The sequence below is a fragment of the Streptomyces sp. NPDC025618 genome (assembly GCF_055558795.1).
This window is the reverse complement of sequence record NZ_JBVHLW010000009.1, coordinates 118,517-142,169: the sequence shown is the minus strand read 5'-3', so window position 1 is coordinate 142,169 and position 23,653 is coordinate 118,517. Positions and strand designations below refer to the sequence as shown.

16 protein-coding genes and 1 tRNA gene are annotated in these 23,653 nt (G+C 73.4%); 10 read left to right on the top strand and 7 right to left on the bottom strand.

Annotation, left to right across the window (positions count from 1 at the left end; all coding sequences use genetic code 11):
* Positions 1-21 precede the first annotated feature (21 nt).
* Genes ACZ4A5_RS11690 through ACZ4A5_RS11680 form a run of 3 tightly spaced genes read right to left on the bottom strand, consistent with a single transcriptional unit; the run spans position 22 to position 1,994 of the window.
* Positions 22-870, bottom strand: coding sequence for an SAM-dependent methyltransferase (locus tag ACZ4A5_RS11690; RefSeq protein ID WP_467581573.1), 849 nt, complete (start codon positions 868-870; stop codon positions 22-24).
* A complete protein-coding gene (locus ACZ4A5_RS11685; protein WP_116214726.1) occupies positions 867-1,124 on the bottom strand; it encodes a DUF397 domain-containing protein in 258 nt (85 codons plus the stop codon). Before ACZ4A5_RS11685 ends, ACZ4A5_RS11690 begins: the two co-directional genes overlap by 4 nt.
* A 3-nt stretch (positions 1,125-1,127) precedes the next feature.
* A complete protein-coding gene (locus ACZ4A5_RS11680) occupies positions 1,128-1,994 on the bottom strand; it encodes a helix-turn-helix domain-containing protein (RefSeq protein WP_467581568.1) in 867 nt (288 codons plus the stop codon).
* Between the two features lie 193 nt (positions 1,995-2,187).
* On the opposite strand from ACZ4A5_RS11680, the gene ACZ4A5_RS11675 reads away from it, so the two are divergent.
* Positions 2,188-2,598: an ATP-binding protein gene (locus ACZ4A5_RS11675; RefSeq protein ID WP_398868636.1), complete on the top strand. Its 411-nt coding sequence runs from the start codon at positions 2,188-2,190 to the stop codon at positions 2,596-2,598.
* A gap of 13 nt (positions 2,599-2,611) precedes the next feature.
* On the opposite strand, the gene ACZ4A5_RS11670 is transcribed toward ACZ4A5_RS11675, so the two are convergent.
* The gene (locus ACZ4A5_RS11670; protein WP_467581565.1) at positions 2,612-3,403 is read right to left on the bottom strand and encodes an SGNH/GDSL hydrolase family protein; all 792 of its coding nucleotides are present in this window, start codon (positions 3,401-3,403) and stop codon (positions 2,612-2,614) included.
* Positions 3,404-3,613: 210 nt separating this feature from the next.
* On the opposite strand from ACZ4A5_RS11670, the gene ACZ4A5_RS11665 reads away from it, so the two are divergent.
* The 4 genes from ACZ4A5_RS11665 to ACZ4A5_RS11650 all read left to right on the top strand — a co-directional run bounded on the left by ACZ4A5_RS11665 (position 3,614) and on the right by ACZ4A5_RS11650 (position 7,551).
* On the top strand, positions 3,614-4,411 hold the full coding sequence (locus tag ACZ4A5_RS11665; protein WP_467581562.1) for a tyrosine-protein phosphatase: 798 nt from the start codon (positions 3,614-3,616) through the stop codon (positions 4,409-4,411).
* A 58-nt stretch (positions 4,412-4,469) separates the two neighbouring features.
* Positions 4,470-5,120, top strand: a complete 651-nt coding sequence (locus ACZ4A5_RS11660; protein ID WP_467581559.1) for an alpha-ketoglutarate-dependent dioxygenase AlkB family protein — start codon at positions 4,470-4,472, stop codon at positions 5,118-5,120.
* Positions 5,121-5,359: 239 nt separating this feature from the next.
* Positions 5,360-6,532, top strand: coding sequence for an MBL fold metallo-hydrolase (locus ACZ4A5_RS11655; RefSeq protein ID WP_467581557.1), 1,173 nt, complete (start codon positions 5,360-5,362; stop codon positions 6,530-6,532).
* A 149-nt stretch (positions 6,533-6,681) separates the two neighbouring features.
* Positions 6,682-7,551: a chitosanase gene (locus ACZ4A5_RS11650; protein WP_467581555.1), complete on the top strand. Its 870-nt coding sequence runs from the start codon at positions 6,682-6,684 to the stop codon at positions 7,549-7,551.
* Positions 7,552-7,613: 62 nt separating this feature from the next.
* On the opposite strand, the gene ACZ4A5_RS11645 is transcribed toward ACZ4A5_RS11650, so the two are convergent.
* The 3 genes from ACZ4A5_RS11645 to ACZ4A5_RS11635 all read right to left on the bottom strand — a co-directional run bounded on the left by ACZ4A5_RS11645 (position 7,614) and on the right by ACZ4A5_RS11635 (position 12,668).
* A complete protein-coding gene (locus ACZ4A5_RS11645) occupies positions 7,614-10,841 on the bottom strand; it encodes an amidohydrolase family protein (RefSeq protein WP_467581553.1) in 3,228 nt (1,075 codons plus the stop codon).
* 193 nt (positions 10,842-11,034) lie between these two features.
* Complete coding sequence (locus ACZ4A5_RS11640) at positions 11,035-11,940, bottom strand: transketolase family protein (RefSeq protein ID WP_467581551.1); 906 nt, start codon at positions 11,938-11,940, stop codon at positions 11,035-11,037.
* A gap of 20 nt (positions 11,941-11,960) precedes the next feature.
* On the bottom strand, positions 11,961-12,668 hold the full coding sequence (locus ACZ4A5_RS11635; protein WP_467581549.1) for a transketolase: 708 nt from the start codon (positions 12,666-12,668) through the stop codon (positions 11,961-11,963).
* Between the two features lie 148 nt (positions 12,669-12,816).
* Here ACZ4A5_RS11635 and ACZ4A5_RS11630 point away from each other — a divergent pair.
* From ACZ4A5_RS11630 to ACZ4A5_RS11610, 5 genes are all read left to right on the top strand, one after another.
* Positions 12,817-12,890, top strand: a tRNA-Pro gene (locus ACZ4A5_RS11630).
* A 326-nt stretch (positions 12,891-13,216) separates the two neighbouring features.
* A complete protein-coding gene (gene rpmF, locus ACZ4A5_RS11625; protein WP_467581547.1) occupies positions 13,217-13,387 on the top strand; it encodes a 50S ribosomal protein L32 in 171 nt (56 codons plus the stop codon).
* Between the two features lie 5 nt (positions 13,388-13,392).
* Positions 13,393-14,568 (top strand): GTP-binding protein, encoded by a 1,176-nt coding sequence (locus tag ACZ4A5_RS11620; RefSeq protein ID WP_467581545.1) that lies wholly within the window; start codon positions 13,393-13,395, stop codon positions 14,566-14,568.
* Between the two features lie 155 nt (positions 14,569-14,723).
* The gene (locus ACZ4A5_RS11615) at positions 14,724-15,023 is read left to right on the top strand and encodes a hypothetical protein (protein ID WP_467581542.1); all 300 of its coding nucleotides are present in this window, start codon (positions 14,724-14,726) and stop codon (positions 15,021-15,023) included.
* A gap of 440 nt (positions 15,024-15,463) precedes the next feature.
* Positions 15,464-23,434, top strand: coding sequence for an SDR family NAD(P)-dependent oxidoreductase (locus ACZ4A5_RS11610; RefSeq protein WP_467581540.1), 7,971 nt, complete (start codon positions 15,464-15,466; stop codon positions 23,432-23,434).
* Positions 23,435-23,653 lie beyond the last annotated feature (219 nt).

The following is a 23,653-nucleotide window of genomic DNA, read 5'->3' as shown; positions in this document are numbered from 1 at the left end:
GCCGCGGCGGCCCGGGAAGCGTCAGGGCTTCTGCCCCACCCCGCCGTAGAAGATCGTGCTGTTGAGCTCCTCCGCGCTCGGCACCGGGCCGTCGGGGCGCCACAGCGGCACCCGCACCAGGCCCGGGTCCTGGAGCGCGAAGTCGCCGAAGAGGGGCTCGATCGCCGTGCGGTCCCGCAGATTCAGGGCCGCGGTCGCGTTCTTGTACGTGCCGAGCACGCTGTCCCGTGCCTTGACGTCCGTATAGCCGCCCGCGTAGCCCTCGTACGGCTCGGCCGTGGCGTGGGAGAGCACCAGGCGGCTGCCGGAGGGGAGCGCGGCGCCGAGCGTGGCGACGATGCCGGCCGGGTCCTCCTCGTCCTTCACGAAGTGCAGGACGGCCACCAGCAGCAGGGCCACCGGCTCGGTGAAGTCGATGAGTTCGCGCACGACGGGGTGGGCCAGGACGGCCTCCGGCTCGCGCACGTCACCGAGGACGAACGCGGCGTGCCCGGCGCCGGTGAGCTTCGCGCCGGCGTGGGTCGCCACGATCGGGTCGTTGTCGACGTACGCGACCCGGACGTCCCCGGCACTCTCGTGGGCCACCTCATGGGTGTTCGGCGAGGTGGGAATGCCGGTGCCGATGTCGATGATCTGGCGGATGCCGTCGCGCACGCAATCGCGCACGGCGCGGTGGAGAAAGGCGCGGTTGGCGCGGGCGGAAAGCCGCACCTGCGGGTGCACCTGGATGACGTGTTCCGCGGCCTGCCGGTCGACCTCGTAGTTGTCCCAGCCGCCGAGGTAGTAGTCGTACATGCGCGCGGGATGCGGCCTGCTGGTGTCTATTTCCTCGGCCGAGAAGCCCCGCTCGCTCACACCGTGCTCATTCATTCGCAGCTCACACTCGTTCCCGCGAGAAGGAAGTCGGCCTGGCCGGCCTTCGCTCCTCTGATGAAGCTTTCGATTTCGTGGTGCGTGTAGATCAGCGCCGGGCCTTCCGGATCGGTGGACTGGCGCAGGGCGACCCGGCCGTCCCCCAGCCGCATGGCCTCGACGCAACTTCCCCCGTTGCCGCCGCTCCACGGCTTGCTCCACCCCTCGGTGCCGAGATCGGTGGCAGGCATGCCGTTGTATATGCGATCCATGGTTCAGATCTCCTTACGAATGCCACCGAGGACGGCCTTGGTGGTGTGTGCCGGCGCGGCCTGCGCGCACATGCGGTCCAGCGCTTCCAGGAAGGCCGAGACATCGTCGCGCTGGTCGAAGTAGGAGGCCCCGACCAGGTTTTCCGCGTAGGCGATGTCCGGCAGTTCGGCGAGCGGGAACCGGAAGATGTGGAACGGTCCGTACATCGCCGGATGCGGCCCGGCGGCGAACGGCATGATCTGGAGCCGGACGTTCGGCAGGTCGGTCGCCTCCATCAGCCGGGCGATCTGCGCGCGCATGATGTCCGGTCCGCCGATGGGCCTGCGCAGCACGGTCTCGTCCATCACCACCCAGAGCAGGGGCGCGCCGTCCTGGGTGAGCAGCGACTGGCGCTGTCTGCGGACGGTGACCGCGCGGTCGATGTCGGCGGCGGGCGCGTGCGGCATCCCGGCGCGGAGCACGGCGCGCGCGTAGTCCTCGGTCTGCAACAGGCCGGGGACGTAGTGCGGTTCGTACGCGCGAATGAGATTGGCCTCTCCCTCGAGGCTCACAAAGGCGCTGAACCATTCGGGGAGGACATCGCGGAAACGGTGCCACCAGCCGGGGCGGTTGGCCTCGCGGGCGAGGGAGAGAAAGCTCTCGACCTCTTCCGGCTCGGCGACGCCGTAGACGCACAGCAATTTCTCCACATAGGGGAGCTTCAGGCCGACTTCGGCCTTCTCCATTCTGCGGATCGTGGCATGGGTCACATCGAGGGCGCGGCCCGCGTCCTCATAGGACAGACCGGCCTTCTCCCGGAGGTCCTGAAGCCGTTTGCCGAGTACGACCCGAAGGACGGTCGGGGCGCCTGCCGGCCGCGCGTCCGCCACTGTTGTTCCCCCTCCGTGCCGTCAGCGGCTGTCATATGCCCGCAGTGTGCCATGCGCCCTCCGGAGCGCACAGACTGCCCTGACGATTCTGCAAATTACAGATTGAACCTTGCCACACATGACCGGCATCGCACATAGTTGCGGAGTGGTCCCCTCCCATGACGCACCTTCGCTCGGACGCTACGGCAGTTCCATGGCCGCGCGTCTCCAGGACGCCTTTCACTTCCCGGCTCTCAACACCTCGGTGGCGGAGGCGCGCAGACGAGTCGCCGCGCAGCTGCGGGAGTGGGGAATCGACGAAGTGGCGTGCGATGACGCCCAATTGGTGGTCTCGGAACTCTTCACCAATGCCGTCCGGCACACGGACAGCGAAAAGGTCAGCTGTCAACTGCGCCTGAGCGGCGCGCACGTACGGATAGAGGTCACCGACCAGGGGCACACCTCGACGGAGCCGCGGGCGCGGTGCAGTGGCGCGGACGAGGAGAGCGGGCGCGGGCTGCTGCTGGTCGGTGTGCTGTCGAAGGCATGGGGGGTCCGGCCCGACGACAGCGGCCGAGGCCGTGTCGTCTGGGCCGACCTGCCGCACGGGCGGCTCCCCCGCTGACCCGCCGGGTGGACTACAGCGGCAGGAGGTCGGGCCGCTTGGGCTCCACGTGGTCCCCCGAGGACTCGCCGCGCAGCCGGCGGCCGATCCACGGCACCAGGTGCTCGCGCGCCCAGTGGATGTTGTCGCGGCGCACCTCGGCGGGGGAGCGGTGCCCCTCGTCGGGCCACGGCTGGTCCGGGTCGGCGGGCACCTCCAGGCCCAGCACCTGGGCGGCGCGCAGCGCGACGCGCGTGTGCCCGTCCGGCGACAGGTGGAGGCGGTCGTCGCTCCAGGCCCGCCGGTCCTGGACCGAGCGCAGCGACCACAGGTCGAGGACCGGGCAGCCGTGCCGGTCGGCGATGGCGCGGACGTGGGCGGTGTAGGTCGCGATCTTGCCGCGCAGATGGCGCAGGACCGGCATGCCGCGGGTGTCGAAGCCGGTGCACAGCAGCACCGTGCCGACCGAACCGGCGAGGTCCGCGACGGCCGCCTCGTAGCGCGCGGCCACGTCGTCGGGGTCGCTGCCCGGCCGCAGGATGTCGTTGCCCCCGGCGCAGAAGGTCACGAGGTCCGGGCTGAGCTCCTTCGCCCGGGGCACCTGCTCCTCCACGATCTGGTCGAGGAGGCGGCCGCGGACGGCGAGGTTGGCGTACCGGAAGGCGTGCTCGGCGTGCTGGTCGGAGAGGAGTACCGCCAGCCGGTCGGCCCAGCCGATGAAGGCGTCGTCCGGCCCCGGGTCCCCGACGCCCTCGGTGAAGCTGTCCCCGACGGCTGCGTACGACCCGATCGTGCTCTTGCTGAATGCTTGCGAATCGTCTGCCACGTCAGCACATCTTTCACCTTCGGGAGTGACTTACGCCACCGTAACCAGGGGTTGACGTGCAGTGATGTATCCCACCCCGGCAAAATCGCGCCAGGCGGAATACGTCGGCGCGGGTGTCCACGACGGCTGATGGACCGTATGACCGCTGTCGTAAAGTCGCCTCGTCGCCTCGTCGACGAGCAGCGTCGACGGCCGAACCTGGGAGCGCCCGTGACGCAGACGCCGCATGTCCCGTCCACCGAGCCCGAGCCGGCGGGGGTCCGCAACTTCCGCGATCTGGGCGGCCTTCCGGCCGCCGACGGGCGGCGCGTACGGCCCGGCGTCCTCTTCCGCAGCGGCCACCTCGCCCACGCGACCGAGGAGGACCGGCACTTCTTCGGCACCCTGCGCCTGCACACGGTCTTCGACTTCCGCAACGCCGCCGACATCGAGCTCGACGGCCCCGACGCCGAGTTGCTCGGCGTGCGGAACGTCAACATCCCGCTCAGCGACCCCGCGTACGGCGCCGAGTTCTGGAAACTGGTCCGCGCCGGGGACCTCGAACGGCTGCGGGAGGTGATGGCCGGCACGAGGGGCGCGGACCGGATGTGTGCGAGCTACCGCGAGATCGTCACCACCCGCACCGCCGAGCACGGCCGCGTCCTGCGCATGATCGCCGAGGACGCCGTGCCCGTCCTCATGCACTGCGCCGCCGGGAAGGACCGGGCGGGGCTGGCGATCGCGATCACCCTGCTCGCGCTCGGGGTGCCGCGCGACGTCATCGAGACGGACTACCTGGAGTCGAACGCGCCGCACCGCCGCTACCGGATGCGGCAGCCGCGACCGGCCGAGCCGCCGGAGATCACGGCGCTGCTGTCGCCCATGTTCGAGGCGCGCGCGGAGTACCTCGCCGCGGCGTTCACGGCGATGGAGGAGACATGGGGCACGGCCGACCGCTATCTCGCCGAGGGGCTCGGGCTCACCGGGACGACGCGGGAGCGGCTGCGGCAGCGGTTGCTCACGGACTAGCCCTCCGCTCGCGCCTTCGCGGCGGAGCCCCCGCCGGGCGCCGACCTACGCTGGCGGTATGGACGACGCGCTCTTCCCCCGCCCCCGGGCCGAGATCGCCCCGGGCGCCGTCCACCTGCCCGGCTGGCTGACCCCCGCCGCGCAGGCCCGGATGCTCGCCGCCTGCCGGGAGTGGGCCAGGCCGCCCGCCGGACTGCGGACCGTGCGGATGCCGGGTGGCGGGGAGATGTCCGTACGGACGGTCTGCCTCGGCCGGCACTGGTTCCCCTACGGCTACGCCCGCACCGTCGTCGACGGCGACGGCGCGCCCGTGAAGCCGTTCCCGCCCTGGCTGGGCGAGCTCGCGCGGGCGGCCGTCGCCGACGCCTGGGGCTCGGCGGCGGCCGACGTGCCCCCGTACGACGTCGCCCTCGTGAACTTCTACGGCCCCGGCGCGAAGATGGGCATGCACCAGGACCGCGACGAGAGGGCCGACGCGCCGGTGGTCTCGCTCAGCCTCGGTGACGCCTGCGTCTTCCGGTTCGGCAACGCGAGCGGCCGCGACCGGCCCTGGACGGACGTCGAGCTGCGCAGCGGTGACCTCTTCGTTTTCGGCGGCCCCGCGCGCCTGGCCTTCCACGGCGTGCCGCGCACCCTGCCGGACACCGCGCCGCCCGCGCTCGGGCTGTCGGGGCGGCTGAACGTCACCCTCCGGGTGAGCGGGCTCTGAGCCGGGCCACACTCTGCATGTTCATGGAAAAATCACGTGCGGCCGGGGCCGCGACCCTGCACAGTGGGGCACCGGGGGGCGGCTTCCGCTGCCGCCGTCCGGGCCTCTGTCGGGGGTGGGCCCGGGCGGCGGCACGCGGAGTTCGCGCGGGCGCGGCCGGGACGTCGGGAGGGGGTCACCGGCCGCCGGTGCTCCGGGCAGATAATGGCGTGACCTGCCCGCTTCTCCTTGGAGGTGCCGTGACCGGCTTCCGCCCGAAAAGCTCACCGCTCGACGCTCTGCGCCCGGCCGCGTTCGGGGCGGACCCTGCCGGGGAGCGGATGGAGCGCATCCGGCGGTCGCCGAACTTCGCCGACGGGGTGTTCACCAACCCCGTGGCCGCCGACCGCACCCCCTCGGGCTCCCTGCTGAAGTTCCTGCCGACCTACTTCCGCAAGGAGGAGCGGGCCCGGCGCACCCCCGCCGGAAATGTGCCCGTCCACCCCACGACCATCGCCGACCTGGCCGTCCCCGCCGCCTCCGGGCTGCGGCTGACGTGGCTCGGGCACTCCAGCGTGCTCGCGGAGATCGACGGCCACCGGGTGCTGTTCGACCCCGTGTGGTCGGAGCGCTGTTCACCGTTCGCGTTCGCCGGCCCCAGGCGGCTGCACCCGGTGCCGGTGCCGCTGGCCGAGATCGGGCGGCTGGACGTGGTGGTCATCTCCCATGACCACTACGACCACTTGGACATGGCGACGGTCAGGGCCCTGGCCCGTACGGGCGTCCGCTTCGCCGTGCCGCTGGGCGTCGGCGCCCACTTGGAGCACTGGGGCGTCAGACCCGACCGCGTGACCGAGCTGGACTGGCACGAGTCGACCGTGGTGGGCGGCCTCACCCTCACCGCCACCCCCGCACGGCACTTCTGCGGCCGGGCGCTGCGCAACACCCAGCACACTCTGTGGGCTTCGTGGGTGGTCACAGGTCCCGGGCACCGCGTCTTCCACAGCGGGGACACCGGTTACTTCCCGGGCTTCGCGGACATCGGCGCCCAGTACGGGCCGTTCGACGCGACGATGGTGCAGATCGGTGCCTATAGCGAGTTTTGGCCAGACATCCATATGACGCCTGAAGAGGGCATGCGCGCCCATCTCGACCTCCAGGGCGAGGCCGCGCGCGGCGTCATGCTGCCCATCCACTGGGGCACCTTCAATCTCGCGCCGCACTCCTGGGAGGAGCCCGTCGAAGGTTCCGTCGCGGCAGCTCAGCGCCAGGGTGCGCGGGTCGCCACGCCGCGGCCCGGGCAGCCCTTCGAGCCCGCGGGCACGCTGCCGTCCGACCCGTGGTGGCGGCCGATCGCGCTCCACCCGGTCGTGACCCGGCCCGTGCCGGTGCGGGAGCGGGCCGACGAGGCGGAGGCCACCGTAGGCGCGTAGTACGGCGGTTGACTCCTGATGCGGAAGTGGCGCGTTCCCGCTCTGGTGTGGAACGCACCTCTTGTGGCGGAAGTGGATCTCCCGCTTCAATGCCGGTCATTCGTCAGGAAACCTTCCTGACAGCTGACCGGGAAACGGAGAGCCGCCGCATGCCCACGCGTACCTCGAAGAGGACCAGCCGCCTCGCCCTGCTCGGACTGGCCGTGGCCGTCCCGGCCTCGCTCGCTCTCGCGGGCGCCGGCCAGGCGGCCGCCGCCCCCGGTGGCGCCGCGCCGGCCACCGCCCGGATACAGGCGGACCGGGCCGGGGCCGGCCTGGAGGACCCGCACGCCAAGGACATCGCGATGCAGCTGGTGGCCAGCGCGGAGAACTCCACGCTGAACTGGCGGGCGCAGTTCGCCTACATCGAGCCCTACGACGACGGCCGCGGCTACACCGGCGGCATCATCGGCTTCACCTCGGGCACCGGCGACATGCTCGAACTCGTCGAGGGCTACACCAAGACGAAGCCGGACAACCCGCTCGCGAAGTACCTCCCCGCGCTCCGCAAGGCCAACGGCAGCGACTCGCACGCCGGCCTCGGCAAGCCCTTCGAGGCCGCCTGGAAGAAGGCCGCCGAGGACAAGGCGTTCCGCGACGCCCAGGAAACCCTGCGCGACCGCATGTACTTCGACCCCGCCGTCAAGCAGGCGAAGGCCGACGGCCTGCGCACCCTCGGCCAGTTCGTCTACTACGACGCGATCGTCATGCACGGCCCCGGCGACAGCAAGGACAGCTTCGGCGGCATCCGCAAGGCTGCCATGTCCAAGGCGAAGACCCCGGCCCAGGGCGGTGACGAGAAGACCTACCTCAACGCCTTCTTCGACGCCCGCAAGAAGATCATGAAGAAGGAGGAGGCGCACAGCGACACCAGCCGGATCGACACCGAGCAGCGCGTCTTCCTCGACAACGGCAACTTCGACCTCCGCCCGCCGCTGAAGTGGAAGGTCTACGGCGACTCCTACCAGATCAACCAGTAGCCGGCGGCTCCCCGCGCGCCCTTCGGCACGGTGCGCGGGGACCGGCTGTTCCCGCGCGCCCGTCAGAAGTGCGGCAGCTCCATGTCGCAGCAGGAGTCGCGGCGCAACTGCCGCCCGACCTCCAGCCACTCGCCGTGCGAGCGCGCCGCGTGCGACGCCCGGTCGCCCGCGCCGCCGTACGCCCCCACCAGATCCGCCTGCTCGAACGGGATCCCGCCGCGCAGCACCGACACCGTGCGCACGAGCGTGTCGAAATCCGTGAACGGGTCGCCGTCCACGATCGTCACATCGGCCAGCTTCCCGGCCTCCAGCGTGCCCAGCTCCCGTTCCGCGCCGAACGCCCGTGCGGGAAGGGCCGTCGCCGTCCGCAGCGCCTGCGCCGGTGACAGGCCGTAGCGGTGCAGGGCCCGCAGGCCCAGGTGCAGGGACAGCCCGATCGGCACCAGCGGCGCGTCCGTGCCCAGCGCGACGATGCCGCCGCCGGACAGGACACGGCGGTAGACGTCGATCTCCCGCTCCAGCGTGGCCAGTTGGTCCGCCGTCGGCGCGGCCTTCGCCGTCTCGCGCACGACCGCCACGTCCCATGGCGGCATCAGCTCCGTCACCCGCGGGTCCGCGGCCAGCGCCGGGGTCTCGCCGAGCAGCGGCACAGAGGTGAAGATCGTGGCGATCAGATGGAAGTCCGTACCGGTGTAGATCTCCACCAGATCCTCGTACGCACGGCCCGTGGCCGTCGTCGCGTGCCCGAACTCCAGCCGCTGTGTTGCCTGGAGATGGGTCGTCAGATCCTGCCCCAGCTGTACGCCGGGCGAGCAGAGGTGGCTGCCCGCCCGCACCCCGAGCCGGTCGTGCGCGTACCGCGCGGCCTCCTCCATCACCCAGCCCGGCGCGCGCACATACGTCTTGACGAAGTCCCAGTCGAGCCCGGCCCCGCGCTCCAGCGACCTCCGCAGCCCCTCGCGGGTGCGGTGCGGGCGGCCCATGCTGTACGCGACCCGCGCCCCGTCCAGCAGCTCACCGGTGGCCAGCAGCCGGGGCCCGGCCAGCGCCCCCGACGCCACGGCCTCGCGGATCCGGGCCTGTTCGTAGGCGAAGCCGCCGAGCGAGACCGCCGTGGTGATCCCGTACGCGAGCTGGAGCGCCGTCTGCCGCCCGCCGTAGGTGCTCTGCCAGGGATGCGTGTGCGCGTCCCACAGGCCGGGGAGCACCGTGTGCCCCGACGCGTCGACGGTGCGCAGGGCGGGGCGCCGGGGCCGGTGCGGCTCCACGGCGGCGACACGCCCGTCGCGCACCACGAGGTCGACGTCCTCACGCACCGCCTCGCCCGTGCCGTCCCAGAACCTCCCGGCGCGCACGACCGTGTCCGCGGGTGTCGGACGCCGGTAGTCGAGCGCGACCGGGACCGTACGGGCCGATCCGCCCGCCACGTCCAGCAGCCGCAGCCGCCCCGCCGACAGATACAGGATGTGCCGGGAGTCCGCGGACCACGACGGGTGGTCGGCCGCCTCGTCCGTCAGCCGGCGCGGCTCGCCCTCGGGCGTCCCGTCGGGGCGCACGGGCAGCAGCCACAGCGCCGACTCGTGGATCACCGCCATGTGGCGGCCGTCCGGCGACCAGACGGGGCCGGAGTCGTAGCGGTCGGCGAGCGAGGCGTGCGGGGCGAGGGCGTGGAGGCGGCTGCCGCCGCCGGCGGTGTCGAGCACCCGGATGAGGTTGTAGCCCTCGCGGAAGCGCTGGTTGAGCCGGTTGCGGTCGCACAGCGCGAGATGGCGGCCGTCGGGTGACCAGCTCGGCCTGCCGGGCAGCCCGCCCGCGCCCAGGGGCGCCGCGAGCACCCGGTCCGTACCGGTGGCGAGATCGCGCACCACGAGATTGCCCGACATGTCCAGGCTCGCCAGCCGCGTCCCGTCCGGCGACAGCGCCGGGAGCACGCGGCCGCCGTCGGCCAGCAGGGTCTCCTCGCCCGAGGCGAGGTCACGGCGCCGGACGGCCAGCAGCCCGTCGCGGTCGTCGCTGTAGACCAGCGCCTTCCCGTCGCGGGTCCAGGCCGGCGCGAGCAGATAGCGGGTGGACGCCGCGCTCGTGACCTTGCGCGGCCGGCCGCCGGAAACCTCCGCGATCCACAGGGAGTTGAGCGCCACGAACGCCACCTGCCGGGCGTCGGGTGACAGCGCGGGCAGATGCACGGCACGCGCCTTGTGCACACCGCCGGCCTCGAAGTCGTACCGCTTGACTCGGTACCGGGGCCGGTCCAGCGGCAGCTTCGCGGTGAAGGGGATGGTGGCGACCGCCGCGGGCGCCTTGGCGTCCCCCCGGCCGGGCCGGATGATCCGGAACTGGCCGCCCACCGTGAGCAGCAGCTCCTCCCGCGACACCCACCGCGGCGGTACAGGCTCCACGTCCCCCTCGACCGGCACGGCCGTGCCGTCCACCACGAGCGTGCAGGACGCGGCGGGCGCCGCCGTCGTGCGCAGATAGGCCAGCCTGCCGCCCGGCGAGAGGGCCGGGGTCATCACCTGCGCGGCCGCCGTCTCGGTGTGCTCCACGCGCACCGGCCCCCGGCCGTCGGACGCCACCGACACGACCGTACGCGACTCCAGCCCACCGGCCGCGACGCGCCCGCGGACGAACCACAGCCGCTTGCCGTCCGGCGACCACACCGGGTCGAAGTCCTCCCACGCGCCGTCCTGCCACGGCCCGTCCTGGCCGGCCAGGCCGCTGATCCGGGTCAGCGTGCGCGTCCGCACGTCCACCACCCACACGCGGTACGGGCTCCCGGCCACCGGGTCGCCGCCGCGCTCGGAGGCGAACGCGATCCGCGTGCCGTCCGGTGACCACGCGGGCCCGCGGTCGTCCCACGGCCCGTCCGTGAGCTGCCGCAGCCCGGAACCGTCGGGCCGCAGCGTCCAGAGGTGGAAGCCGCCGCCGCGATAGGCGCAGACGGCGAGCGTCCTGCCGTCGGGGGAGTGGACCGGGCGGGTGGGTTCGAGATCGGCGGGCGTGATCGCCACGGCCTCGCCACCGGCGCGGGGGACGGACCACAGGACGTTCTGCACCTCGGCGATCACCCGGTCACCGGCCGGGGAGAGGGAGGCGGAGCCGTTGGTCGCGGCAGTGAAGGACAGGGCGGCGCGCGGCGCGTGGGGGCTCGCCGCGGCGGCCACGTCGGAGGGGAGGGTGGCGGCGACGCCCGCGGCGGCCGCCGTACCGGCCGCGGCCTGCAGAAATCTGCGCCGGGAGAGTGCGGAGAGAGAGGAAACGGATGCGCCGACCGGGCCGGGGGTGTCCAACTGTCCTCCTGGGGCGGGGGAGTTGCGGTGATGCGCGGGTCGGCCCGATGGTTGCACGGGGGACGGGTCATGGGTCAACACCGCGCCCGACCGGCGCGGAACCGCCCGCCGCCCCCGCCACGGGTGAGGCGAGGGGGACGGGTGCGGTCCGCTCATCGATTCATCGGACCGATCGGCGTACCCTCCTTCGCCCTCAGCGGTTCAGGAAGGAGACGATCCGGTCCCGGAGTGAGCGCGGGTCCAGGCCCTGCCCCTTCAGGTGCTCGTCGATCGAGCCGTAGCGGCGCAGCTCCCGCCGACCGATGCCCAGGCCGAGCACGCGGTGCGGCAGATCGGCGAGAGCGTCGTTCACGGCCGCTGTGGACGTACCGGCCAGATAGGGCTCGACCAGCACGACGTCGGCCCCTTCCGCCCGCCCGCCGAGCGCGGCCCGGAGCGCGACGCCGTCGAAGGGCCGCACCGTCGCCGCGTACAGCACGGTCACGTCCAGCCCCTCGACCGCGGCCAGCGCGTTGTCCAGCATCGGCCCGACCGCGACGACCACCCCGCCGCGTCCCTGGCGCACGGTGTGGAATCCCAGGCCGGAGACCGGCCGGGCCGCCGTGTTCGCGTGGGCCGAGAGCCGTACGTACACCCGGTCGTCCCCCGCGGCGACCGCGTGCTTCAGGAGGGTCTCCGTCTCGTCCGGGTGGCCGGGGACGTGCACGGTCCAGCCGTCGAGGGTGTCGAGCAGCGCCACGTCCCCGGGCGCCATATGGGTACGGCCACCGGCCGGCCAGTCGTACGAGCCGCCCGTGCTGACCAGCACCCCGCCGGTGCCCTGGTGCTCGAAGTCCAGCTTGACCTGCTCGAAGGCCCGCTCCACGAGGAAGCTGGCGAAGGTGTGCAGCACCGGCCGCATCCCGGTCAGGGCCAGCCCGGCGCCCGTGCCGACGAGCAGCTGCTCCCGGATGCCGACGTTGATCACGCGGTCGGGGTGGGCGCGCTGGGCGTCCGCGAACCCGGCCACGCCGATGTCGGCGAGCACGAGGGCGAGGCGGGGATCGGTGTCGAGCAGCTGGGAGAGGGTGGAGGTGAAACGCTCACGCATGGTGTCCATCGGGGATGCCTTCCTGGGCTTCAGGCGTTCTTGGGGGCGACGCGGGCGACCACGGCGTGGGGCCTGCCGGGGTGCGGCGCGGTGAAGGCCGCGTGCAGGGCGTCATGATCACGGCCGTCGACGGTGGCCGTGGACCACCCGGCGGCCTCGAAGCGGGACGCGATGCCGCCGCGCCACCCGTGGGTGGCCGAGGTGTTGTCGATGATCAAGGTGTGGAGCGTGTCGAGCCCGGTGGCCCCGGCGTAGGCGAGGGCCTCGTGGTTGCTGCCCTCGTCGAGCTCGGCGTCCCCGATCAGCACCCACACCGTGGCTGCGCCCAGGCCCTGCGCCCGCAGCCCCAGCGCGGTCCCCACGGCCAGCGGCAGCCCGTGCCCGAGCGACCCGCTGCCGATCTCCACGCCCGGTATCAGCATCCGGTCCGGGTGGTGCCCGAGCGGCGACTCGTACCCCCCGAACCCGCTCAGCCACTCCACGGGGAAGAAGCCCTTGGCGGCGAGCACCGCGTAGTACGCCATGGGCCCGTGCCCCTTGGACAGCAGGAACCGGTCCCGGCCCGGCGCCTCCCGCAGCTCCGGGGAGATGCGCAGCACGCGGTCGTAGAGCACCCAGAGCGCGTCGAGCGTCGAGGTCGCGGCGGGCCCGTGCTTCTCGTCGCCGCTCATCAGGGTCATGAGCCAGGGGAGGTCGGCATAGGTGAAGACAGGGGTGGTGGCGGTCGATGTCGTCATGTTGATCAGCGTGCGACCTCGACCAAGCTTGAGGTCAAGCCCCCGCCGACGATCAGACCCCCGCAAACCCGTGCGCGCCCACCCGCTGAAGTGCGGTATTGTTCTCGTGCGCGGTCGGCGAGGGAACGAACCCGAGCCGGACGAGCACCGGGACGTGGCGCAGTTTGGTAGCGCACTTGACTGGGGGTCAAGGGGTCGTGGGTTCAAATCCCGCCGTCCCGACAGGTGAAAACGCCCTCTGATCTGGGAGAAATTCCAGGTCAGGGGGCGTTTTGCATGTCCGCGCCGGGAGGCGTCGGGTGCCGAGGGGCCGGTTCTTGGTCTTCTCTGCCGGCCCGCGCGGGGCCGGTTTCCTGTTCGCTTCGCCGTGCTGGGCGAGGGGCCGCAGAGAAACGATCGGGTCAACACCGTTCAGGCGGGCGTCAGTTGCTGTGTCGATCCATGCCTGGGCCCGGTCGGTGGTGGCGCTGGACTCGGGCAGGGGTCCACTTGGTAATGGTTTCCGTTTTCAGATAACGTGGCGGCACGTACCGACGACGGAGGTTCCCATGGCCGTGCCCAAGCGGAAGATGTCCCGCTCCAACACCCGACACCGCCGCGCCCAGTGGAAGGCGAGCACGCCCCACCTGGTGCCCGTCACCGTGGAAGGCGCCGTGCACCTGGTGCCGCAGCGCCTGGTGAAGGCGTACGAGCGCGGGCTGCTGCACCCGGAGGGCTGACGGCCATGGCTGATCGACGGCTGCCGGTGACCGTCCTGTCCGGCTTCCTCGGAGCGGGCAAGACGACCCTGCTCAACCACGTCCTCGCCAACCGCGACGGGTTGCGCGTCGCCGTGATCGTCAATGACATGAGCGAGATCAACATCGACGCCGCGCTGGTCCGGGGCGGAGCAGGCGCCCTGTCGCGGACCGAGGAGCGGCTGGTCGAGATGACCAACGGCTGCATCTGCTGCACCCTGCGGGACGATCTCCTCGAGGAAGTCGACCGGCTGGCCCGCGAAGGCCGCTTCGACCACCTGCTCATCGAGTCGAGCGGGATCTCCGAACCGATGCCCGTCGCCGCCACGTTCGCCTTCGCCCGGGACGACGGCGCGACCCTGGGCGACCTCGCCCGGCTCGACACCATGGTCACCGTCGTGGACGCCGCGAACTTCCTCCCCGAGCTCGCGGCCGGCGACGGCCTGGCGGAGCGCGGCCTCGACCAGTACGAGGACGACGAGCGGACGGTGAGCGATCTCCTCATGGACCAGGTCGAGTTCGCCGACGTCATCGTGGTCAACAAGCTCGACCTGGTGGACGCGGTGGATGCCGACCGGCTCCGGGCGGCGCTCGCCCGTCTCAATCCAGCCGCCCGCATTGTGCCGGCGCGGCACGGCGAGGTCGCCCCGGCGGCGATCCTCGGCACCCGCCTCTTCGACCTGGAGCGCGCCCAGCAGGCGCCCGGGTGGGTCAGGGAACTCAACGGTGACCACACCCCCGAGACCGAGGAGTACGGCATCTCCTCCACGGTCTTCCGCGCCGAGCGGGCCTTCCACCCCGAACGGCTGTGGAGGTTCGTCACCGAGGAGCTCGACTCCGGGGCCTACGGCCAAGTGCTGCGCTCCAAGGGGTTCTTCCGGCTGGCCGGGCGGGACCGGGTGACGGGGCTGTGGTCACAGGCCGGGGCCGTGGCCCGGTTCGAGCCCGCCGGTGCCCGCGAGCCGGGCGGGCAGAGCCAGGAACTCGTCTTCATCGGCACGGAGCTGCGCCCGGAGGCGCTGCGACAGGCGCTGACCGCGTGCCTCGTACGGCCGGACGAGCCGGGAACGTCATGGTCCGACCCCTTCCCCGCCTGGGACACCCACGGCCTGGACGACACCGCGTGCGAGCACGACCACGGGCCGGTGGCGGCCCGGGCATGAGCCCGGACGTCAGCCGTCCCGCCGGGACCGGCCCGGTGGGACGGCTGACATCCGGCGCGGGCGACTTTCGCGATACCCCGGCGCGGTTGACACTGGAAGGGTCGGCTCTCCCGTCGGACGGATCCGATCAAGTGGGGGAGAAGGAAGGCTTCGCCATGCCGACCAGCGCGCACACTTCTCACGCGAACCACACCCACCAGCACGGTGCGGGGTGCGGGCACGTCGCCGTGCCGCACAGCGACCACGTCGACTACGTCCACGACGGACACCTGCACCGCGTGCACGAGGACCACACAGACGAGTGCGAGCCCGCCGGCCACACCGTCCACCAGGACCACGCTCACCAGCACCGGCCGGGGTGCGGCCACGTCGCCGTGCCGCACGGCGATCACATGGACTACGTCCACGACGGGCACCGGCACGCCCAGCACGACGGGCACTGGGACGACCACTGATCTTCAGGGTGTCCGCGCCTGACCGGCCTTCCGGTCGCAGTCCGGGCAGACCCCGGACAGCTCGACGGCGTGCCGGATATCGGCGAACCCGGAGGCCCGGGCGATCCGGTCCACCCATTTCTCCACGGGTCCGGATTCGACGGGCAGGCTGAGGCCGCACTCGGTGCACAGCAGATAGTGGCGGTGGTCGGGGCCGGGGCGGTGGCGGAAGAGCCGCTCGCCGTTGGTGTCGCGGACGACATCCGCGCGGCCGGCCCCGGCCAGCGCCGTCAGGCCCGGGTGCCGGCGCTGACCCAGTGGGCTGGATCGGGCCGAACGGCGGTGTCCCTGACGGGTGTCCGACTCTGACCGGTGGTTGGAGAATCTCGGCAGCGAACGCGACTGGGGTCATGTCACCGCGCCGGGCACCCATGTCGGTCACGGCGGCCGGAGGGGTGGGGATGACGGAGATCCGCAGTGAGTTGATCCGCGCGTTGCCCGGTGTGCTGAAGGCGCACGCCGCACGGGCGGGAGAGAAGATCGCGTTCCAGGACGCGTACCGGGGCGTCACGTACAAGGAGCTGGAGGAGCGGACCGGCCGTCTGGCGGGCCACCTGGTGATGCTGGGGGTCCGCAGGGGTGACCGGGTGGCGCTCCTGCTGGGCAACCGGGTGGAGGCGGTGGAGAGTTACCTCGCGGTTCTGCGAGCCGGAGCCATGGGCGTTCCGGTCGATCCCGGGGCCGCGGACGCCGAGCTCGCGCACTTCCTCGACGACAGCGGGGCGGTCGCGGTGGTCACCGAGGAAGCGCTGATCCCGCGCATCTTGCGGCTGGCGGCCGAACGGCCACGGCTGCGGTCGCGGATCCTTGTGGCGTGCGCGGGCGCGGGCGCGGGCGAAGCGGCCGTGGGCACGCACGACTTCGAACGGCTCGCCAGGTCGGAGCCGGGACGCGCGCCCCGGGACGACCTCGGCCTGGACGAGGCGGCCTGGATCCTCTACACCTCGGGTACGACCGGGCGGAGCAAGGGCGTGGTCTCCAGCCAGCGCACCGCGCTGTGGTCCGTGGCGGCGGCCTACGTCCCGTTGTGGGGCCTGGAGGCGGAGGACCGGTTGCTGTGGCCGCTGCCGATGTTCCACGCCTACGCCCATTCGCTGTGCCTGCTGGGCGTGGTGGCCGTGGGCGCGAGCGCGTACCTCCTCGACCGGGGCGCGAGCGTCGCGCAGGCGCTCGCTGAACAACGGTTCACCATCGTGGCCGGTGTGCCCGCCACCTACCGCCTGCTCACGAGCGCGGCCCGGGAAGCCTCCCGGCCGCCGGCCGGCCTGCGTCTGTGCGTCACCGCGGGCGCGCCGTGTCCACCGGAACTGCGGGCGGACGTGGCGGAGTTGCTCGGGGCTCCGCTGCTCGACGGCTACGGCAGCACCGAGACCTGCGGGAAGATCACTGCCGACCGGCTCGAAGGCCCTGACGCTTTGCCGGTGCCCGGTGTCGAGGTGCGGCTGACCGATCCGTCCGGTGGCGAGGACGTCGCCGACGGGGACGAGGGGGAGATCCGGGTCCGCGGCCCGAACCTGATGCTCGGGTATCACGGCCGCCCGGACGACACCGCCCGGGCGCTCCAGGACGGCTGGTACCGCACGGGGGATCTCGGCCGCCGCGTCCCGAACGGCGGTCTGCGCGTCACCGGCCGGGTCAGGGAACTGATCATCCGCGGCGGCGAGAACATCAACCCGGTCGAGGTGGAGCAGGTGTTGCTCGCCTGCCCCGGTGTCGTGGACGCGGCCGTCGTCGGCAGGCCGCACGACGTGCTGGGCGAGGTGCCGGTCGCGTTCGTGGTCGCCGGCCCGCGGCGCGGTGTCGACACCGACCGGGTACGGGCTCTGTGCCGGGAGCGGCTGTCGGGCTTCAAGGTGCCCGACGAGGTGTACGAGACCGACTCCGTGCCCCGTACCTCCTCCGGCAAGACCGACCGCCTGGCGCTGGCCCGCCGACTGGCCGAACGGCTCGGGCCGGAGCGCGAGGCCACGTCCTCCGCCCTGCGCCGGATCCTGGCGGAGCTGACCTCGTCCGCGCGGTACGGCGCCGTGCTGCGCCTCGTCCTCGCCGCGACGGCGCACGCGAGCGGGGTGCCGGAGCGGGAGCTGGAACCGGGCCGGTCCTTCACCGCCTCCGGGATCACCTCCCTCGGGGGCGTGCTGCTGCGTGACCGGCTGGGCGCGGTCACCGGCCTGGAACTGCCCGCGACCTTGGTGTTCGACCATCCGACGCCCGCCGCCGTGGCGGAATTCCTGCGGGCCGCGCTGCTCGGTCACCCGGCCCCGGGCGGCCGTCCCGGCAGCGGCGGGGCGCGTACGCCCTCGGCGGAGCCGGTGGCCGTCGTCGCGATGGCCTGCCGGTATCCGGGCGGCGTGGCCTCGCCCGAGGACCTGTGGCGGCTCGTCGCGGACGGGACCGACGCGACCTCGGACGTCCCCGACGACCGCGGCTGGGACCTGCCCGGCCTCTTCGACCCCGACCCCGACCGGCTCGGCACGTCCGTCACCCGCCGTGGCGGCTTCCTGCGCGGGGCGGCCGACTTCGACGCCGCCTTCTTCGGGATGTCCCCGCGGGAGGCGCTGGCCACCGACCCGCAGCAGCGGCTCCTGCTGGAGACCACCTGGGAGGTCCTGGAGCGGGCCGGTATCGACCCGACGGCCCTGCGCGGCAGCGACACCGGGGTCTTCGTCGGCGTGATGCACGACGACTACGCGGGCCGTCTCCTGCACCGTGGCCCGCACGAGTTGGAGGCGCATCTCGCCCTGGGCTCGGCGGGCAGCGTGGCCTCGGGCCGGATCGCCCATGCGCTGGACCTGCGCGGGCCCGCCGTGACCGTGGACACCGCCTGCTCGTCGTCGCTGGTGGCGATGGACTCGGCGGTACAGGCGCTGCGGTCCGGTGCGTGCTCGCTGACCGTGGCCGGGGGTGTCACGGTGATGGCCACCCCGGCGCCGTTCGTCGCGTTCAGCAGACTGCGCGGCCTGGCGCCGGACGGCCGGTGCAAACCGTTCTCGGCCGGGGCCGACGGCACCGGCTGGGCCGAGGGTGTCGGCGTGGTCCTGCTGGAGCGCCTCTGCGACGCCCGGCGCAACGGCCATCCGGTGCTGGCCGTGCTCCGGGGCTCGGCCGTCGGATCCGACGGCGCGTCGAACGGCCTGACCGCGCCGAACGGCCCGGCCCAACAGGAGGTGATCCGCCGGGCCTTGGGCGATGCCGGGCTGTCCCCGGCCGACATCGACACGGTCGAGACGCACGGCACCGGTACCGCGCTGGGCGACCCCGTCGAGGCCCAGGCGTTGCAGGCCGTGTACGGGCGGGATCGGCCCGAAGGCCGGCCGCTGTGGCTCGGGGCGCTCAAGTCCGCCATCGGGCACACGCAGGCCGCGGCCGGTGTCGGCGGTGTCATCAAGACGGTCCTGGCGATGCGCCACGGACGGCTGCCGCGCATTCTGCACTGCGAGGAGCCGTCACCGCGCGTGGACTGGTCGGCGGGCGCCGTACGGCTCCTGACGCGCGAGGAGGTCTGGCGCCCGGCCCGGCCCGGCGGCCCGCGCCGGGCCGGGGTGTCCGCGTTCGGCATCGGCGGGACCAACGCCCACGTCATCCTGGAGGAGGCGCCGGAGGAACCCCTCGCGGAGGTGGCTGCCGAGCCCTGGAGGGCGGTGCCACCACTGCTGCTGTCGGGCGCGGATCCGCGGGCCCTGCGCGCGCGGGCCGGGCAGGTGGCGGCTCTGATGCGGGAGCGGCCCGGGCTGTCCGTGCTGGACGTCGCGTTCTCCCTGGCGACGACCCGGGCGGCACTCGCACACCGGGCGGCTGTGACCGGAGGGGACCGCGCGGCGCTGTTGAGTGCGCTCGACGCCTTGGCGGCGACCGGTTCCGGGGTGAAAGCGGGCGCACCTGCGGGGCGGCAGGCGATGCTGTTCTCCGGCCAGGGCGCGCAACGACCCGGCATGGGGCGGGAGTTGTACAGCGCGTTCCTCCCGTTCGCGGCCGCCTTCGACGCCCTGTGCGCGCGGTTCGACGGCACCGGAGACCTGGAGCGGCCCCTGTGCGCCGTGCTGTGGGCGGAGGAGCACACCGCGGACGCCGCGCTGCTGGACAGGACGGACTTCGCGCAAGCGGGGCTGTTCGCCTATGAAGTGGCCCTGTTCCGGCTGCTGGAGTCCTGGGGGGTGCGGCCGGACGCCGTGGCCGGGCACTCCGTCGGCGAGCTGGCAGCCGCCCACGTCGCGGGCGTCCTGTCGGAGCCGGCAGCGGTGGAGCTGGTCGCGGCCCGTGGCCGGCTGATGCGGCAACTACCCGGTGCCGGCGCCATGGTGGCTCTGGAGGCCACCGAGGGCGAGGCGGCGGAAGAACTGGCGGATCGGGCGGACCTCGTGGCGATCGCGGCGGTGAACGGTCCCCGGTCGGTCGTCCTCTCCGGGGAAGAGGAAGCCGTACGCACCGTCGCCGCCCGGTTCACCGCGCGCGGACGCCGCACCACGCGGCTGCGGGCCGCGCATGCCTTCCACTCACCGCTGATGGAACCGATGCTCGCCGAGTTCGGCCGCATCGCGTCGGGCGTGAGCTACGGGAAGCCGCGCATCCCGGTGGTATCGACCGTGACAGGGCGTCAGGCCGAGGGGGACGACCTGCGCTCGGCGGCGTACTGGGTGCGCCACGCCCGCGAAGCCGTACGGTTCGGCGACGCGGTGCAACACCTTCTGAACGACGAGCGGGTGACCGCCTGCGTGGAGGTGGGCCCGGACGCGCAGCTCGCGGCGGCTGCCCTGGCCGGCGTCGCGGGGGAGCACGAGGACCTGGTGTTCACGGCCACCACGCGGGCCGGCGCGCCGGAGCCGGAGGCGGTCCTGGCCGCGCTCGGCCGACTGCACACACACGGTCTGCCGGTGGACTGGCCCCGGGTGTACGCGGGCAGCGGCGCACGGCGGGCGGACCTGCCGGCCTACCCCTTCCAGCGGCAGCGCTACTGGCTGGAGGACACCGCCGCTCCGGCACCGGCCGGCGACGGGCATCCTCTGCTGAACGGGACGACGACCACCGTCCCGGGCACGGAACGCCTGTTGTGCGCCGGCCACCTCTCCACCGCGGCCCAGCCGTGGCTGCGCGACCACGTCATCGCCGGGCAAGTGCTCGTACCCGCTGCCGCGTTCGCCGAGATGGTGATCCACGCGGGCGAGGCGTGCGGGCTGGAAGTCGTCGAGGACCTCGTGCTGCTGACCCCGCTGCCGGTGCCCGGCACCGGTGACGGGCTCCAGGTGCAGGTGGTTCTCGGTGAACCGGACGCCTCCGGCCGCCGCACCGCCGACGTCCACTCCCGACCCCGGGAGTCGGGCCCGCTGGGTGCCTGGACGTGTCACGCGACCGGGCGGCTCGGCCCGGCCGCCGGACAGGGCGGCCGTGGCGCCTCAAAGTGGCCGCCTCCGGGCGCCGTGCCCATGGACCTCACAGGCGCCTACGAGCGCCTGGCCGACGCCGGTCACACGTACGGCCCTGCCTTCCGCGGCGTCACGGCCGTCTGGCGAGGGCCGGACGAGGAGGTCTTCGCCGAGGTGCGCCTGCCCGGGGCGACGAGCGCCGATGCCGGCCGGTACGGCCTCCATCCCGCCCTGCTGGACGCCGCGTCGCACGCCGCACTGCTCGCCGCTCCCACCGCAGGTCCCGCCCGGATGCCCTTCGCCTGGCGCGGTATGCGCCTCTACGCCGTGGGTGCCACGGCGCTGCGCGTAAGCATCCGCACCACCGGTCCGGACACGGTCACCGTGGACCTCGCCGACCCCACGGGAAGGCCGGTGGCCCGGGTGGACGCGCTGATCACCCGGCCCGTACCGGAATCCACCGGTGCCATGGCCGAGAGCGCGGCCGGGGGTCTGTACGGCCTGCGCTGGGCCGGCGTCGCGGCGGGCGGCGACGGGCCGCTCTTGTCCGTGGCGGAACCGGACGACCTCGGCCTCCGCTCCGTGCTTCCCGCACCGTCGGACGCACCTGGGGCGGTGGTGGTCTCCCTGTCCGGCCCCTCCTCGGCCGCCGGCCCGGTCGCGGACACCCATGCCCTGACCGCCCGTGCCCTGGCCGTGCTCCAGACCCGCCTGTCCGCCCCGGCCGCGCCGGGATCGCGTCTCGTCGTGGTGACCCGCGGCGCCACCGCCGCCGCGCCGGACCTCCCGGCCGCCGCGGTGTGGGGCCTGGTGCGTGCCGCGCAGGCGGAACATCCCGGGCGTCTCGCGCTCGTGGACACCGATGGCCGGCCCGACTCCCTGCGCCTGCTGCGCGCCGCCGTCGCCACCGGGGAGCCCCAGCTCTCCCTCGCCGAAGGCGCCGTGCGCGTACCGCGGTTGGCCACCACCGAACCGGCACGGCGCGGCTTCCCGGCAGAGGGCACGGTCCTGGTGACGGGCGGCACCGGAGCACTCGGCAGCCTGCTGGCCCGGCACCTCGTCAGCCGGCACGAGGTCCGCCACCTCGTCCTCGTCAGCCGCCATGGTCTCCGGTCGCCGGCCGCGCGACAACTGCGGGCAGAACTGCGGGAGTCCGGCGCCCGCGTGGACGTGGTCGCGTGTGATGCCGCCGACCGCTCCCGGCTGGCCGCCGTCGTGCGGACGTACGCACACGGGCTGAGCGCTGTCGTACACGCCGCCGGGGTCCTGGACGACGGCGTGCTGGAGGCCCTGACACCCGGGCGGCTGGCCGCGGTGCTGCGGCCGAAGGCGGACGCGGCCTGGAATCTGCACGAGCTGACGAAACATCTGCCCCTCTCGCACTTCGTCCTGTTCTCCTCGGCGGCCGGGCTGCTGGGCGCCGCGGGCCAAGCCAACTACGCGGCGGCGAACACTTTCCTGGACGCGCTCGCACGGTACCGCGCCGGCCTCGGCCTGCCGGCGCTTTCGCTCGCCTGGGGTCCGTGGGCGGGCGGGGAGGGAATGGCGGCGCGTACCGCCGCTCCCGGCCGGGCCCTGGACGGCGTGCTGCGTACCGTCTCCCCCGCACAGGGGCTGGCGATGTTCGACGCCGCGCTGGGCAGCGGCGAACCGGTGCTGGCCCCCCTGCTGTTGGACCGTTCACGCCGGGCGGCCACCGCCGGACAGCCGCTGCCTGCGCTCCTGCGCGGGCTGGTGCGCACGGCCCGCCCGGCGGCCGGGGCGGGTGACGGCTCCGGGCCCGAGGCCGGAGCATGGCGGGAACGGCTCGGCGCGCTGCCCGCGTCCGACCGGGCACCGGCCTTGCTCGCACTCGTGCGTGAGGAAGTCGCCACCGTACTCGGCCACGCCGGCGCGTCCGCCGTCGCCCCGGACCGGCCCTTCACCGAGCTGGGCTTCGACTCCCTGACCGGGGTACTGCTGCGCAACCGGCTCAGCGCGCTCACGGGCCTGCCCTTGCCCGCCACCGTCGTGTTCGACCGGCCCAGCGCCGCGGAGCTGGCGGGTCACCTCGACGCGGAGCTGACCGGTCATCTCGGCGGGGAGCCGGCCAAAGCCCTGCCCGAAGGGGACTCCCGCGTGCGGGGAACGGCACGGCCGCCGCAGGGCCTCGCCTCCCTCTACCGGCGCGTGTGCGAGACCGGCGACGTCGTGTCGGCCATGCACCTGCTGGTGACCGCCTCGCTCGCCCTGCCCGCCTTCGGCCACGCCGACAGCGCCCGGCACGAACTCGCGCCCCTCAAACTGGCCGAAGGCGCGGCCGGCCCCGCGCTCGTGTGCTTCCCCGGTTTCTCACCCGCCCTCGGCGGCCCCTGGCACGCCACGCTGGCCTCCTCCTTCGACGGCGAACGGGACGTCCTCGAGATCCAGCACCCCGGCGTCCGGCACGGCGACGCCGTCCCCGCCGACTGGCAGACCCTCGTGGACCTGCACGCCGGCACCGTGCGCGAGCACCTCGGCGACCGCCCGTACGCCGTCCTCGGCTCCTCGATGGGAGGCTGCCCCGCGCACGCGGTGGCCGCACGGCTCGCGGCGACCGGCACACCACCGCTCGGCCTCGTCCTCATCGACACCTACCACGTCACCCCGGATCTCGAGAACGCGCCGTGGCTGCTCGCCCTGCCCGCCCGCATCCCCTCGCAGTTGGGCGAGCGGTTCGACACCGCCGTGGACGACATGTCCATGGCCGCCCTCGGCGCCTACACCCGTATCGCCCGAGGCTGGCACCCGGAACCCACCGACGTCCCCACCCTGCTGCTCCGCGCCACCGAACCGCCACCGCGGCCGCCCGCCCCCGGCGGGTCCGGGGCGCGGGCGGGGGAGTGGCGAGCGACCTGGCCCGTGCCGCACACCGTCGTGGACGTCCCCGGCGACCACTGGAGCATGACCGAGCGGCACGCGCGCACGACGGCGGAGGCCATCAGGGCATGGTTCGGCACCCGATGCACGGCCACCGGCGACGCCCGGGCGTAACGCGGTGCCCGGCTCCGGATCACTCGCCGCCGAGGTCGCCTCCTTGGGGATCAAGGCGACGGGGCCGCGCGGTTTGAGTCAAGTGCCGTGAGTTTGCGGTCAGTTGAGGTGGTCCAGGAGGAGCATCTGAGGGGAATCGGACGCAGGGGGGCAGTCGGTTCTGTCCGGTGAGGAGGGAAACGAGCTCGGTGCCAAGACGGGGCCGAGCGGAGGTTCGTG

What these genes read in the sequence shown, in the direction of transcription:
- ACZ4A5_RS11690 (WP_467581573.1), bottom strand. Translation starts at nt 870, where the DNA reads ATGAATGAGCACGGTGTGAGCGAGCGGGGCTTCTCGGCCGAGGAAATA.
- rpmF (WP_467581547.1), top strand. Translation starts at nt 13,217, where the DNA reads ATGGCCGTGCCCAAGCGGAAGATGTCCCGCTCCAACACCCGACACCGC.
- ACZ4A5_RS11620 (WP_467581545.1), top strand. Translation starts at nt 13,393, where the DNA reads ATGGCTGATCGACGGCTGCCGGTGACCGTCCTGTCCGGCTTCCTCGGA.
- ACZ4A5_RS11685 (WP_116214726.1), bottom strand. Translation starts at nt 1,124, where the DNA reads ATGGATCGCATATACAACGGCATGCCTGCCACCGATCTCGGCACCGAG.
- ACZ4A5_RS11650 (WP_467581555.1), top strand. Translation starts at nt 6,682, where the DNA reads ATGCCCACGCGTACCTCGAAGAGGACCAGCCGCCTCGCCCTGCTCGGA.
- ACZ4A5_RS11610 (WP_467581540.1), top strand. Translation starts at nt 15,464, where the DNA reads ATGACGGAGATCCGCAGTGAGTTGATCCGCGCGTTGCCCGGTGTGCTG.
- ACZ4A5_RS11640 (WP_467581551.1), bottom strand. Translation starts at nt 11,940, where the DNA reads ATGGACACCATGCGTGAGCGTTTCACCTCCACCCTCTCCCAGCTGCTC.
- ACZ4A5_RS11660 (WP_467581559.1), top strand. Translation starts at nt 4,470, where the DNA reads ATGGACGACGCGCTCTTCCCCCGCCCCCGGGCCGAGATCGCCCCGGGC.
- ACZ4A5_RS11635 (WP_467581549.1), bottom strand. Translation starts at nt 12,668, where the DNA reads ATGACGACATCGACCGCCACCACCCCTGTCTTCACCTATGCCGACCTC.
- ACZ4A5_RS11675 (WP_398868636.1), top strand. Translation starts at nt 2,188, where the DNA reads ATGGCCGCGCGTCTCCAGGACGCCTTTCACTTCCCGGCTCTCAACACC.
- ACZ4A5_RS11615 (WP_467581542.1), top strand. Translation starts at nt 14,724, where the DNA reads ATGCCGACCAGCGCGCACACTTCTCACGCGAACCACACCCACCAGCAC.